Here is a 14,358-nt window from a genome sequence, read left to right as displayed (position 1 = left end):
ATTAATTAAATTTATTATTTTTTCAGTTGCTCTAATCTTTGTTGATTTATTGAATATCCATTAACTAAATGTTCTTTTAATCTTTGTGTCGCCCATTGTCTAAATTGTGTTACTTGTGTGGATTTAACTCTATAACCTACTGATATTATAACATCTAAATATAATATTTTGTATTGTATGTTTTACCATCATCTCCAGTTAGTAAGAAATCCTTACATACTGCTTGTACTTCTAATTCATTTTCTTTAAAAATATTACCAATATGTTGAGTAATTGCAACTCTATTTCTATCAAATAAAACTGCCATTTGTTTTTGAGTTATCCAAATAGTATCGTTATCAAACGTAACATCAATAGTTGTTTGACCATTTTTGGTTTTATAAATTTCTACGTTGCTCATATTCCTGATTTAATTAAATAACTACGAAGAATACTCTTTTAAATTAAATAATTTATAAAATAATATTCGTTTGCAAATTTTTCAAATTTCATTGTACTTATTTTTAATTTATTTTAGTGATTTTGGTAACATTATTAAAAAATCAATTGCATTATCAAAATCTAATTTATCATAGAAAAATCCCACTTTACTTAAGTTTATATAAAACTGGCTTCTTTTATTCCAATAATTCAATTCTGATTGGATAAACCAAGCATTTTGTCCTAATTTTTGTGCTAAAAACCATTTTTCTAACAATCTTCCAACTCTTCCATTTCCATCATCAAAAGGATGAATTTTTACAAATAATAAATGAATTAATGAGGCGTAAAAAAAGGTTTCTTTTACTGATAAATCTTGTTTTAAAAGTGAGTTTATTTCTTTAAATAAACCATCAAATTCTTTAGATACAGTTTCTTTAAAACAAGCTTCATAAACTATTTTACCAGTTTTTCCATCTTTAATAACCATATCAGAATCTCTAACTTTTCCTCTGAAAGTTGAATGTAACAAATGTTTGGAAATGATTTTATGAGCTTTTAATACATTAGTCTCTGTTAATTTATTTTTTTGAGCGAATGTGTAGGCATTGAATAAATCATTTGGCTTTTGAACTAAACTTGCAAGATATTTTACATTATTAGATTTGTACTTTACATAACTATCAATATCCATTTGTTCACCTTCTATTTTAGAAGATGACATTGCTGAAACTGCATTATAAAAAGTAAAAGTTTCCGTAGATAATTCTATTTTTTTTATCTTGTTAAAATAAAAATCAATATTTATTTTTTGAGATTCTTCATAGCTTTTATAAATGATTTTATGAATGTTATTGCTATTTTCCATTGGTCAAATGTAATAAAAACATTTGTTTTATTCATTTTCAAATTTTTAATAAAAATTCAAAATATTAATAGAAATTTTTAATTTTTCCATTCCCATTTTAATAAGGAGTAACAATCAGAATCTTCATTTACACCATCTACAACATAATCTTCTCTCATAGTTCCTTCTTTTACAAAACCATAATGCAATAATAATTTAATTGATGGAACATTATCTGCGGCAACCAATGCTTGAATTCTATGAAGATTTAATTCAGTAAAACCAAAATTTAAAACACAATTTAAAGCTTCAGTCATTATACCTTTTTGTTTATTTTCTTCCTTTCTGATGTTGTAAAAAAGTTCTCCTTTTTTATGATCTTTATTCCATGTATGAAAACCACATTCGCCAATAGGCAAATTAGTTAGCTTATCAAATATCAAAAAAGAAAATACTGAAATTCTGAAAGATTCCATGCCACTCTCATGCATTCTTTTATGATGTTCAAAAGCAGATTCGTCATAACCAAAATACTCTATAATTTCTTCTTTAGTTTTGGTATTGAATAATTCGTGAATAATTTCCGGTGTTATAGATTTTAAAATCAGTCTATCTGTAGTAATTTCAATTTGATTTTTCATGTTAAATTATTTTTAAACCAATTCTTTTTTCAAAAACTGAGCCGTATAACTTTTTTTATTCTTTACAATTTCTTCTGGAGTTCCTTTGCAAATAATTTCTCCGCCACCTTTTCCGCCTTCCAAACCAACATCAATAATATAATCGGCAAGTTTTATTACGTCAAGATTGTGTTCTATAATTAAAACAGTATTTCCTTTATCAACCAACCTATTAATTACATCCATCAATACTCGAATGTCTTCAAAATGCAAACCAGTTGTAGGTTCATCCATTATGTAAAAAGTGTTTCCTGTATCTTTTTTAGACAATTCAGCCGACAATTTTATACGCTGTGCTTCGCCACCAGAAAGCGTTGTACTTTGTTGACCAAGAGTAATATAACCCAAACCAACATCTTGCAAGGTTTTTACTTTTCGTTGAATTTTAGGAATATTTTCAAAAAACGGCACCGCTTCATCAATTGTCATATTTAAAATATCTGAAATTGATTTTCCTTTAAATCTAATTTCCAGTGTTTCTCTGTTAAAACGTTTTCCAAGACAGGTTTCACATTCTACATATACATCTGGTAAAAAACTCATTTCAATTGTTCTTACTCCACTTCCTTCGCAAGTTTCGCATCTTCCACCTTTAACATTAAAACTAAATCTACCAGCTTTGTAACCACGAATCATGGCTTCTGGAGTCATGGTAAACAGGTTTCTAACTTCGCTAAAAATATCTGTATACGTTGCAGGATTACTTCTTGGCGTTCTACCAATTGGGCTTTGGTCTATATCAATTACCTTGTCAATATGTTCTAAACCTTCAATTTTTTTATAAGGCATTGGCTTTTTTACACCATTAAAAATATGTGCATTTAATATTGGATATAGCGTTTCATTTATCAAAGTCGATTTTCCACTTCCAGAAACTCCAGTCACACCAATTAATTTTCCTAATGGAAATTCTACCGATACATTTTTAAGATTATTTCCGCTTGCGCCAGATAATTTAATAGATTTTCCGTTGCCTACTCTACGCTTTTTCGGAATGTCAAATTTCATTTTTCCGTTAAGATATTGAGCCGTAATTGTAGTTTCTTTCAATAATTCTTTTGGCGTTCCTTTACTTATAATATTTCCACCATATTTTCCAGCTTTCGGACCAATATCTATAACATAATCGGCACTTTCAATCATATCTTTATCGTGTTCTACAACTAAAACTGAGTTGCCAATATCACGAAGATTTTTTAAAGAATTTATCAATCGTTCATTATCACGTTGGTGCAAACCAATACTTGGTTCGTCTAGAATATAAAGAACTCCAACTAGTTGCGAGCCAATTTGTGTTGCTAAACGAATACGTTGTGCTTCGCCACCAGAAAGTGATTTTGAACTTCTACTTAATGATAAATAATTCAGTCCAACATCAATTAAAAACTGTAATCTATCGTTAATTTCTTTTAGAATTTCTGTGGCAATAGTTGATTGTTTTTCAGATAATTTTGGTGGTAACGCTTTAAACCAAACTGTCAATTCTGAAATATCCATTGCTGATAATTGAGCAATATTTTGATTGTCAATTTTAAAGAAAAGTGATTCTTTTTTTAATCGTGAACCATTGCAAACAGGACAATTAATTTCGTCCATAAATTCTTTTGCCCAACGTTTTATGGCAGTTGAACTACTTTCGTCAAATTGGTTTTTTATAAATTTAGAAATTCCTTCAAAATCTATTTTATATTCTTTGGTAACGCCTGCAGTTTTAGAAACTACCGAGAATTTTTCGTTTCCACCATTCAAAATCATTTCCATTGCTTCATCAGAAATTTTTTCAATTGGATCAGTTAATTTGAAATCATATTTTTCTCCAATAAGTTCTAATTGCTTGAACATCCAAGAACTTTTATATTCGCCAAGCGGAGCAAATCCACCTTTATTTATTGATAATTTAGCATTTGGAATTATTTTTTTTCTGTTAATTTCGTTTACAATTCCCAATCCGTTACAATGATCGCAAGCACCTTTAGGAGAATTGAACGAAAACAAGTTTGGCTCGGGATTTTGATACGATATTCCAGTTGTTGGGCACATTAACGTTCTACTAAAAAATCGAACCTCATCACTTTCGTGTTCAATAACCATCATTACATTTTCGCCATGATACATTGCCGTTTTTATACTTTCGTTTAAACGTTTGTTTGTATCTTCATCTTCATCAACCTGCAATCTATCAATTACAATTTCAATATCGTGGGTTTTGTATCTGTCCAATTTCATTCCGGTTGTAATATCAACAATTTTTCCGTTTACACGAACTTTTACAAAACCTTGCTTCGCAATTTGTTGAAATAATTCAGAATAATGTCCTTTTCTTGCTCGAATAACTGGCGCCAAAACATTAATTCTTTTTCCTATAAAATTTTCTTTAATCAAATCTTTTATTTGATCATCAGAATACGAAACCATCTTTTCGCCAGTATTGAAACTGTAAGCATCGGCAGCACGAGCAAATAATAATCTAAGAAAATCATAAATTTCGGTAATTGTTCCAACTGTTGAACGTGGCGATTTGCTTGTAGTTTTTTGTTCAATTGCAATTACTGGCGAAAGTCCGTCAATTTTGTCTACATCTGGTCGTTCTAAACCACCAAGAAATTGTCTTGCATAAGCCGAAAAAGTTTCAATATAACGACGTTGACCTTCGGCATAAATAGTATCAAATGCCAAAGATGATTTTCCAGAACCAGAAAGTCCAGTAATTACTACCAGTTTTTCTCTTGGAATAGAAATATCTATATTTTTAAGATTGTGAACTCTTGCGCCTAAAACTTCAATGGTATTCTCGTTTTCTAACATTTTAGAAATTGTATTTTGTATTGTTGTATAATGTAAAAGGCATTAAAAAAATGCCAAATGCAAAAATACGATTTTATGAATAAATTTCAGTTACTCAGATTACAAGAATTTGTTAAAGATTTTTATATTTGAAGAAAATAATAATAGCATCGAAAGATGTTGAAATAAATTCAGCATATATGAACATACTAGGAATTGGATCAAGAATAAAACACTCAGAATTTGGACTTGGAGTTGTAACCAATGTAACATCAAAACATTATTGGGTTACCTTTATAGAAAGTGGATTGGAAACTATAGATGTTGATAGTTCGTTTGAAATTATTGATGCTGTTGATGGCGAAGTAGATACAGTTAGTTTTTATGAAGTAGAAAAAACGTTGAAAAATTTATTACAAAAATGGAGTGATATTAGTCAAGTTGTTCCAATTGCTGATAAATGGAAAGGTGGAAAAATTGTTTTAGAACCAGGAACACCAACATCCAACAAAGAAATTCCTATTGACACATTCTTTCATAAAATTGTGATGGTTAGAGATAGAGTTCGAGTTATGGAACAAAAAATAAATTCAAGTAAATTGGATGAAGCCGAAAAAATAGAAATGCAACAATATATTACCAGAATTTATGGAAGTTTGACCACTTTTAATGTATTGTTTAAAAGTACAAATGATTATTTTGTTGGTGAGAAGACGAAGTAGTGTTCAGTAAAATATTTATCTAAAGATTTAAAGTTAATTAAAAATTATAAATTTATTACTAAGATATTTTTAGTTTTGATTTATATTATATTTTTCCAATATATCATTGAAAGTTTTCTCCTTGCCTTGTTTTTTCATTTCTGAATAAACAATATTTATAAGTTTTTCAGCATCTGTTCTATATGGAGATTTTTGCTGAATGTAAATAGTATATGCTTGACATAAATTTTCAAGTGCTTTTTCATATTCAAATAAATATTGAGCATAGATATTACCTATACCATAAAAAACTTCTGGATTATTGGGATCTAATTTTGCTAGTTTTTCATAAGCTTTAACTCCTTTTTTATATTCTTTTTTAAATATGTATGCAATTGCAATGTTTTGTAAAGGCATTGTTCCATTCGGATCAATTTTTAAAGATTTTTCGTAAGCATCTATTGCATCATCAATTTTATTTAACTTTCTTGAACAAATCCCTATATTATCGTAAGCAAAAGCAAAATTAGGATCAAAAACAACTGCTTTCTTATAATATTCAAGTGCTTTTTCATAATTTTCTTTTTTAGATTCATCAATACCTAAATTATAATATTTAATTGCTTCACTATTATTAGATCGTGATGATTCTTTAACAATATCATTTGCAACCATTTTAGCTTTTATTGCAGAACAATTAATCATCAAATATTTTTCAATTTCATAGTAATATTTTTTATATTCTTTTGAATTTGGATTAGAGTTAATTATAATGTTAATGGTTTCTTTATCTTTATCTATTTCACTAAAATCACCAATTGAAGTTAATTTTAATCCCATTTGGTATACACCAACTTGTTTGTCAATACAATTATTAATTTCTGAGGAAACTGTATCTACAATTTTGTTATAAGTGTTTATAGAATCAATGCATTTACAAGCATTATCTGAAAGTTCTTTTAAAAATTGATTTTTATCAAATTTAGAACTAACACTTTGTGATGTTGAATCAACTTGAGAATATATACAAGTTGAAAATATAAACATACTTAAAAACAGGAGTTTTTTTTTCATAGTAATTTAAATTGTAACTATCTTTTACACTATATAACAATGATAATTCTTAATATCGAATAATACAAATTTTATACCTTACCGATATTAAGGAATTTTATTTTACAGATTTTATTTGAGTAGTTATGAAATTTAGAGCTTCAAATTTTAAATCAAATGCCGACAATTTATGGCTTTCAAATTCTATGAATAAAAAATAACCATCACTATCTATAACCATTGCATAACCATTATATTTAAAATTATTTTTGGAGAATGAATAAAAAATTGTTTTAGATGAAGAACTCTGTTTTTCTATTGAAAGTTTTTCTAGTTTACAACCTCTTTTAATACTTTTAAAAATTTCTTCTACATTGTTTTTACTTTCCAAATCATGAATAAAAACAGTTAAATCTTTAGGAGATTTGAATCCCATTTTTAAAGTATCATCATAATTTTTTTGAAAATAATAGTCTTTAGGAATTTTAATTGTAGATTCTATATCTAATGAAATTAATGAATCTTTTTTAAATTTAGAAAGCATGTAAGCTGCTTTTTCATTATCAGAAATATTGTCTATCTCTTTATAATTTAAATACAAAATTGCATTAGATTTTACCTCTAAATTATTTGCATATTGAATTTTATTATCATTAATTTCTTTATTAAAATCAATATTATTTAAAGAATTATTATAAATAGTTTTTGAATTATCATTACTCTTAGAACAAGTAATAATCAATCTAACAACTAAAAAAATAGTAATGCAAATACTTAAAACTACTCTCCAAACTGGTCTTTCATTAGTCATATTAGTTTAAATCATTTTGATTCAAATTTATTTCATTAACTTTTAATCCTTTAGTATCTTGATAAATGTATTTGATTTTATTAATATTTAAAGATTGAACACTTGACATTATTTTTTTAAAATCAGTACCTCTTTTTATTTCATCTTTCATCATGTTTTTAGCATTTTCAGTTTTAAGTATTTGTACGTATTCTTCTGGAATCTCAACAATATAAATTAACTCGTTATTATCGCTTATTTTAATTTTAAGAATTTTAGTTCCATCTTTATTTACAATTGGTAAACTTTTATTCATAACCACTAACATTTGATTCAACTCTGGTGATACTTTAGAATTATAATCCGCACTTACAGTTTTACTTTCTGATATCATAGATTTTTCAAATTCTGCTATTTTTGTTTTATCAACAGTTAATTCAGAAAATTTAGAATTATTAGAAGCATAAAATCCAACTTTAAATGAAATACCTTCGTCTATTAAATCTTTAATGGTCTCATCTTTAGTAAACAAATTGGTTATCATTGATGGAAAAATTGTGGTGTATGAATTTTTATTCTCTTCATTCTGTTCTAAGCTAGTTTCAAATCTAATCTCTATAATGTTTTCTGGTAAAACCTTTGCAGTTGTAGATGTTATAATTTGATTGGTTAACATTGGTGCCGACAAATTATATGAATTGACAAATTCGTGGGACTTTTGTAAAGTGTTTTTACAACCAACTAACAAAATTTGTAAAATTATAACAAAACTTATTTTAATAAAATTTCTATACATCGGTTTAAATTTAGAATTTTTTATTTTCAAATATAATAAAAAAACCACTCAATTTCTCAAGTGGCTTTTCTTAACAATAAACTTAACTAAAAAATTTTAATAACAATATTCGTTTTCTGCAACCAATTTATTGGTAATTGTTTCTCTTAAACCAACAATGTTTGGCATATTGGTATATTTTGTAAAACGACGTAAACCCATTAACATCATACGTTGTTCATCTCCTTCGGCAAATGAAATTATACTTTCTTTACCTTTTAAGTTTACAATGTCAACAGCTTTATATAAGTATAATTTTGCCATTGCAATTTCTTCTTTAACTTTGTCTTCACCGTCTTTTTTAGCTGTTTTTTCAGTTCTTAAAATAGTGCTCTCTGCCATGTAAATTTCAATTAACATATCGGCTGCAGCCATCAACAATTGTTGGTGTCCGTCTAAATCTGGGCCAAATTTTTGAACTGCGCCACCAGCAACCATTAAAAATGCTTTTTTCAAATTGGCCAAAATTGCTTTTTCTTCTGCAAATAATTCAGAATAATCTGGTGTGTCAAATGATGGAATTCCCATTAATTCTTCTTGAACTTTTGAAGCTGGACCAAGTAAATCAACGTGACCTTTCATTGCTTTTTTAATCAACATTCCTACAGATAACATTCTGTTGATTTCATTTGTTCCTTCATAAATACGAGCAATTCTTGCATCACGCCAAGCAGATTCCATTGGTGTATCTTCTGAAAATCCCATACCACCAAAAATTTGTATTCCTTCATCGGCACAATTTTGAACGTCTTCAGAAACTGCAACTTTTAATATAGAACATTCTATTGCGAATTCTTCTACACCTTTTAATTCTGCTTCTTGGTGCGTATTTCCTTCTGCAACACGAGCATTTATTCTGTCTTCAATTGCTTTCGCAGCTCTGTAAGTGGCGCTTTCTCCAGCATAAGTTGAAGTTGCCATTTCGGCTAATTTATAACGAATGGCTCCAAATTGTGCAATTGGTGTATTGAATTGAATTCTTTCGTTGGCATATTTTACAGCTCCAGAAGTAACTCTACGTTGTGCATCTAGACAAGCTGCTGCTAATTTTATGCGTCCAACATTTAGAGAATTCATTGCAATTTTAAATCCGTTTCCTCTTTCAGAAAGCATATTTTCTACTGGAACTTTGGTTTCATTAAAGAAAACTTGACGCGTAGATGAAGCACGAATTCCAAGTTTATGCTCTTCTTCGTTCATCGAAATTCCATTTGACGGATCATTTTCTACAATAAAACCTGTAATATTTTTATCATCACCAATACGTGCAAAAACTATAAATACTGAACAAAATCCTGCATTAGAAATCCACATTTTTTGTCCTGTGATCGAATAGGTTTTTCCATCTTCGGATAAAACTGCTTTAGTTTTTCCTGAATTTGCATCACTTCCTGCGCCTGGTTCTGTTAAACAATAGGCACCAAACCATTCGCCAGAAGCTAATTTAGGAACATATTTTAATTTTTGTTCTTCATTTCCGTATAACGTGATTGGCATTGTTCCAATTCCGGTATGCGCACCAAAAGCTGTTGAAAATGAACCTGTTGCACCAGAAATATAGTCGCAAACGAGACAAGTATCTACAAAACCCATTCCTAATCCGCCATAAGCTTCTGGAACAGCAACTCCTAAGAATCCCATTTCTCCTGCTTTGCGCATTGAAGCTTCGGTGTAAGCGTAGTCTTTTTTCTCAAATTTGTCTTTGTGTGCCCACAATTCTTTATCTGTAAATTCTTTAACAGAATCACGCATCATTAATTGCTCTTCTGAGAAATCTTCTGGTGTGAAAACGTCTTCACATTTTGTTTCTTTTACCAAAAATTGTCCACCTCTAGTTATATTTTCCATTTTTTTTATTTTTTTTATTTATATAGTTTTTCCACAATCTTGTCATTCCGTAGGAATCTCTACACATAATTCTTTTCTATTATGAGATTCCTCCTTCGTCGGAATGACAAAAAGAAGGAAATGATTGTTTACAAAAGTTCAAAAACTCCTGCACTTCCTTGTCCTGTTCCAACACACATAGAAACTATTCCATATTTATCGCCACGACGTTTCATTTCGTCAAATAATTGTACCGATAATTTTGCACCAGTGCAACCTAATGGATGACCCAATGCGATTGCGCCACCATTAACGTTTATGATTTCTGGATTTAAATTTAGTTCTCGAGTTACTGCCAATGCTTGACTTGCAAAAGCTTCGTTTAATTCAATCAATCCAATATCATTTAAAGTTAATCCAGCTTGTTTTAATGCTTTTGGAATTGCTTTTACTGGTCCGATTCCCATAATTCTTGGTTCAACACCAGCTGATGCAAAATTTACTAATCTTGCAATTGGTTGTATATTTAATTCTTTTACCATTTCTTCACTCATAATCAATACAAAAGCTGCGCCATCACTCATTTGTGATGAATTTCCAGCAGTTACACTTCCATCTGCAGCGAAAACTGGTCGTAATTTATTTAATGCAGCAACATTAGTATCAGCTCTTGGACCTTCATCTTTGCTTACTACGTATGATTTCGTTTCTTTTTTACCATTTTCATTGATGAAAGTCTGTTCCACAGTAATTGGAACAATTTGTTTGTCAAATTTACCTTCGGCTTGGGCTTTTAAAGCTTTTTGATGCGAATTGAAAGCAAACGCATCTTGATCTTCACGAGAAATATTAAATTGTTTGGCAACAGCTTCGGCTGTTAAACCCATTCCCCAATAGTAATCTTCGTTTCCTTCTTTTGCAACCGCGTAATCTGGTGTTGGTTTATAACCACCCATTGGGATAAAACTCATACTTTCTGCACCACCAGCGATTATACAATCTGCCATTCCGCTTTGGATTTTGGCTGTTGCCATTCCGATTGTTTCTAATCCAGAAGCGCAATATCTATTGACCGTTACACCTGGAACATCGGTTACTTTTAATCCCATTAAGGAAATTAAACGACCAACGTTTAAACCTTGTTCGGCTTCTGGCATTGCGTTTCCAACCATTACATCGTCTATTCTTTTTTTGTCGAAATCTGGAAATTGCGCCATCAGATGTTCGATTGTTTCTGCTGCTAATTCGTCAGGACGTTTAAAGCGAAAAACTCCTTTTGGTGCTTTTCCAACTGCCGTACGAAATCCGGATACTATATATGCTTGTTTCATTGTATATTGTATTTTTGTATAATGTATATTGTAAATTATGTAGAAATGACTACAACTTTTTTTCTATTGAACTTTTTAATTTGATTATCATATTTTGAATATGTTGTATTTCTGCTTCAAGAAAATTAAAATCTTCTTGATTTATAAAATTCAAATTTTTACAAATAATTAATTGTGTTTCAAATTCAAATGCAGAACCTAATGAAATTCCTAAAAAATTATTGAAATCTTTATCTGTATTTCGTCCACATCCTTCTGCAATATTTGAAGGAATTGAAACCGCACAACGTCTTATTTGAGAAGTTAAGCCATAAATTTCTTCTTTCGGGAAACTTTGGGATTTCAAATAAGTATTAGTTACTAGTTCAATAGCTTTTTGCCAAACTTTCAATTCTTTAAAGTAATTCATCTTTTTAAAAATTGTAATATTGTATTGTTGTATCATTGTATACTGTAAAAATGTATTGTTGTACATTGTTTCATAAAATGTATTCTGTTTGGTAGTTTGAAATCAGTTAATGCAATTTTACAATATACATTATACAAATTTTTAAATTAATTTCTCAACGGTTTTCCTTTTGTTAACATAAACTGAATGCGTTCCAATGTTTTTCTTTCGGTACACAAACTCAAAAAAGCTTCTCTTTCAATATCCAATAAATATTGTTCGCTTACTAAAGTTGGTTCTGATAAATCTCCTCCAGCCATAACATAAGCCAATTTATTTGCAATTTTCAAATCATGTTCTGAAATGTATTTCCCAGCAACCATTTGGTTTGTTCCAACAAGGAACATTCCTAATGCTTGTTTTCCTAAAACTTTAACGTCTTTTCTTTGAACTGGTTGAGTATATCCAGCTTCTGCCATTAACAATGCGTGTTTTTTAGCTTCGGCAATTTGTCTGTCTTTGTTGACTACAACTACATCTTTTCCTTTTTGAAGAATTCCTAAATCGAAAGCTTCATAAGCTGATGTTGAGACTTTTGCCATTGCAACTGCCATAAAATATTCTTGTAAAACATTTAATTCTACATCATTTTTATGAAACAAATCACTTGCACGCAATGCCATTTCTTTAGAACCACCACCACCAGGAATTACTCCAACGCCAAACTCGACTAATCCGATATAACTTTCGGCTGCGGCAACTACTTTGTCGGCGTGCATACTCATTTCGCAACCGCCACCAAGTGTCAATCCGTGTGGCGCAACGACAACTGGAATTCCAGAATAACGAACGCGCATCATCGTGTCTTGAAACATTTTGATTGCCATATTCAACTCGTCATATTCTTGCTCGACTGCCATCATAAATATCATTCCGATATTGGCACCAACTGTAAAATTGGCTGCTTGATTTCCGATAACCAATCCTTGATATTCTTTTTCAGATAAATCAATCGCTTTGTTGATGGCTGACAAAACATCACCACCAATAGTATTCATTTTTGATTGAAATTCTAGATTTAAAATTCCATCTCCTAAATCTTGAATGATTGCTCCAGAATTACTCCACACTTTTTTGCTTTCGCGAATGTTATTTAGAATTATGAAACTATCTTGACCTGGAATTTTAGTTTGTGATTTATTTGGAATATTATAGAAATAAGTCGCTCCTTCTTTAATAGTATAGAAACTAGTAGTTCCAGAAGCTAACATTTCGGTTACCCAATTTGCTGGTGCTAAACCTTCGGCTTTCATTAATTCAATTCCTTTTTCAACTCCAATTGCATCCCATATTTCGAATGGACCATTTTCCCAACCGAAACCAGCTTTCATTGCATCGTCGATTTTGTATAATTCGTCTGAGATTTCTGGAATTCTATTGGAAACATAAGCAAACATTGAAGTGAATGATTTTCTATAAAATTCGCCTGCTTTGTCTTTTCCTTTTACTAATACTTTAAACCTGTCAATTGGTTTATCTATAGTTTTAGTTAATTCTAATGTTGCGAAAGATGCTTTTTTTGCTGTTCTATATTCTAATGTATCTAAATCTAAAGTTAGAATTTCTTTACCTTCTTTTTTGTAAAAACCTTGACCTGTTTTGCTTCCCAACCATTTGTTTTCCATCATTTTGTTGATGAAAGTTGGTAGTTTAAACAACTCGTGCGCTTCGTCGTTTGGACAATTTTCGTAAATTCCGTTGGCTACGTGTACCAAAGTATCTAATCCAACAACATCAACAGTTCTAAAAGTTGCCGATTTTGGTCTGCCAATAACTGGACCAGTTAATTTATCAACTTCTTCGATTGTTAAACCCATTTCGGTAATCAAGTGAAACAAACTTTGAATTCCGAAGATTCCGATTCTGTTTCCTATAAATGCTGGTGTATCTTTGGCAACAACTGATGTTTTTCCTAAAAATTGCGAACCGTAATTTGTCAAGAAATGTAATACTTCTGATGAAGTTTGTGGTCCAGGAATAATTTCAAATAATTTTAAATATCTGGCTGGATTAAAGAAATGTGTTCCGCAGAAATGTTTCTGGAAATCATCGCTTCGTCCTTCGCTCATAAATTTTATTGGAATTCCAGATGTATTAGAAGTTACTAAAGTTCCAGGTTTTCTATATTTTTCGATTTGTTCAAAAACTAATTTCTTGATATCCAAACGTTCTACAACTACTTCGATAATCCAATCGTAATTGGCAATTTTTGCCATATCATCGGTAGTGTTTCCTGTTGTAATTCGGCTTGCAAATTTATGATTGTAAATTGGTGATGGACTTGATTTTAAAGCATTTGCTAAATGATCGTTTACCAATCTATTACGAACAATTTTACTTTCAAGTGTTAGACCTTTTTTTTCTTCGATTTCGGTTAAGGCATTTGGAACAATATCCAAAAGCAATACTTCCAATCCGATGTTTGCAAAATGACACGCAATTCCAGAACCCATGATTCCGGATCCAACTACTGCCACTTTTTTAATTAATCTTTTCATGTTTTAATGTATATTGTATTGTTGTATACTGTATATTGTATTGTTATATGATGTATTTTGTATTGTTGTATAATGTATTTTGTATTGTTGTATAATGTATTTTGTATTGTTGTATAATGTATTTTGTATTGTTGTATAATGTAT

The 14,358-nt window shown here is 29.9% G+C and carries 13 protein-coding genes; 1 reads left to right on the top strand and 12 read right to left on the bottom strand.

Features of this window, described 5'->3' with window-relative positions; genetic code table 11:
- Window positions 1-14: 14 nt before the first annotated feature.
- The 5 genes from rhuM to uvrA all read right to left on the bottom strand — a co-directional run bounded on the left by rhuM (window position 15) and on the right by uvrA (window position 4,752).
- Entirely contained in the window at window positions 15-146 is a 132-nt protein-coding gene (rhuM, locus tag ACH2BC_RS12435; RefSeq protein WP_395054342.1) for a RhuM family protein, read from the bottom strand.
- An 8-nt stretch (window positions 147-154) separates the two neighbouring features.
- Window positions 155-400, bottom strand: a complete 246-nt coding sequence (locus ACH2BC_RS12430; protein WP_395054324.1) for a hypothetical protein — start codon at window positions 398-400, stop codon at window positions 155-157.
- Window positions 401-508: 108 nt separating this feature from the next.
- Window positions 509-1,288 carry a Fic family protein gene (locus ACH2BC_RS12425; protein WP_395054323.1) on the bottom strand — a complete coding sequence of 260 codons (780 nt, stop codon included), beginning with the start codon at window positions 1,286-1,288 and terminating at the stop codon, window positions 509-511.
- 77 nt (window positions 1,289-1,365) lie between these two features.
- The gene (locus ACH2BC_RS12420; RefSeq protein ID WP_395054322.1) at window positions 1,366-1,908 is read right to left on the bottom strand and encodes a GNAT family N-acetyltransferase; all 543 of its coding nucleotides are present in this window, start codon (window positions 1,906-1,908) and stop codon (window positions 1,366-1,368) included.
- A gap of 12 nt (window positions 1,909-1,920) precedes the next feature.
- A complete protein-coding gene (uvrA, locus tag ACH2BC_RS12415; protein ID WP_395054321.1) occupies window positions 1,921-4,752 on the bottom strand; it encodes an excinuclease ABC subunit UvrA in 2,832 nt (943 codons plus the stop codon).
- 179 nt (window positions 4,753-4,931) lie between these two features.
- Here uvrA and ACH2BC_RS12410 point away from each other — a divergent pair, with 179 nt between their 5' ends.
- The gene (locus ACH2BC_RS12410) at window positions 4,932-5,453 is read left to right on the top strand and encodes a hypothetical protein (protein WP_395054341.1); all 522 of its coding nucleotides are present in this window, start codon (window positions 4,932-4,934) and stop codon (window positions 5,451-5,453) included.
- 69 nt (window positions 5,454-5,522) lie between these two features.
- Here the strand turns inward: ACH2BC_RS12410 and ACH2BC_RS12405 are convergent, their stop codons facing one another.
- The 7 genes from ACH2BC_RS12405 to ACH2BC_RS12375 form a co-directional block, all read right to left on the bottom strand.
- Window positions 5,523-6,506 carry a tetratricopeptide repeat protein gene (locus ACH2BC_RS12405; protein WP_395054320.1) on the bottom strand — a complete coding sequence of 328 codons (984 nt, stop codon included), beginning with the start codon at window positions 6,504-6,506 and terminating at the stop codon, window positions 5,523-5,525.
- Window positions 6,507-6,603: 97 nt separating this feature from the next.
- On the bottom strand, window positions 6,604-7,296 hold the full coding sequence (locus ACH2BC_RS12400) for a hypothetical protein (protein ID WP_395054319.1): 693 nt from the start codon (window positions 7,294-7,296) through the stop codon (window positions 6,604-6,606).
- A 1-nt stretch (window position 7,297) separates the two neighbouring features.
- A complete protein-coding gene (locus ACH2BC_RS12395; protein ID WP_395054318.1) occupies window positions 7,298-8,071 on the bottom strand; it encodes a hypothetical protein in 774 nt (257 codons plus the stop codon).
- Window positions 8,072-8,167: 96 nt separating this feature from the next.
- Window positions 8,168-9,958 carry an acyl-CoA dehydrogenase family protein gene (locus ACH2BC_RS12390; RefSeq protein ID WP_395054317.1) on the bottom strand — a complete coding sequence of 597 codons (1,791 nt, stop codon included), beginning with the start codon at window positions 9,956-9,958 and terminating at the stop codon, window positions 8,168-8,170.
- 128 nt (window positions 9,959-10,086) lie between these two features.
- Window positions 10,087-11,268 carry an acetyl-CoA C-acyltransferase gene (locus ACH2BC_RS12385; protein ID WP_395054316.1) on the bottom strand — a complete coding sequence of 394 codons (1,182 nt, stop codon included), beginning with the start codon at window positions 11,266-11,268 and terminating at the stop codon, window positions 10,087-10,089.
- Between the two features lie 49 nt (window positions 11,269-11,317).
- Window positions 11,318-11,677, bottom strand: a complete 360-nt coding sequence (locus ACH2BC_RS12380) for a four helix bundle protein (protein WP_395054315.1) — start codon at window positions 11,675-11,677, stop codon at window positions 11,318-11,320.
- Between the two features lie 146 nt (window positions 11,678-11,823).
- Window positions 11,824-14,214 carry a 3-hydroxyacyl-CoA dehydrogenase/enoyl-CoA hydratase family protein gene (locus ACH2BC_RS12375; protein ID WP_395054314.1) on the bottom strand — a complete coding sequence of 797 codons (2,391 nt, stop codon included), beginning with the start codon at window positions 14,212-14,214 and terminating at the stop codon, window positions 11,824-11,826.
- Between the last annotated feature and the right edge of the window lie 144 nt (window positions 14,215-14,358).

The sequence above is a fragment of the Flavobacterium sp. genome (genome assembly GCF_043760115.1).
Lineage (GTDB): Bacteria > Bacteroidota > Bacteroidia > Flavobacteriales > Flavobacteriaceae > Flavobacterium.
Note: the sequence above shows the minus strand (reverse complement) of the source record. Positions and strands in the feature narration are given on the sequence as shown.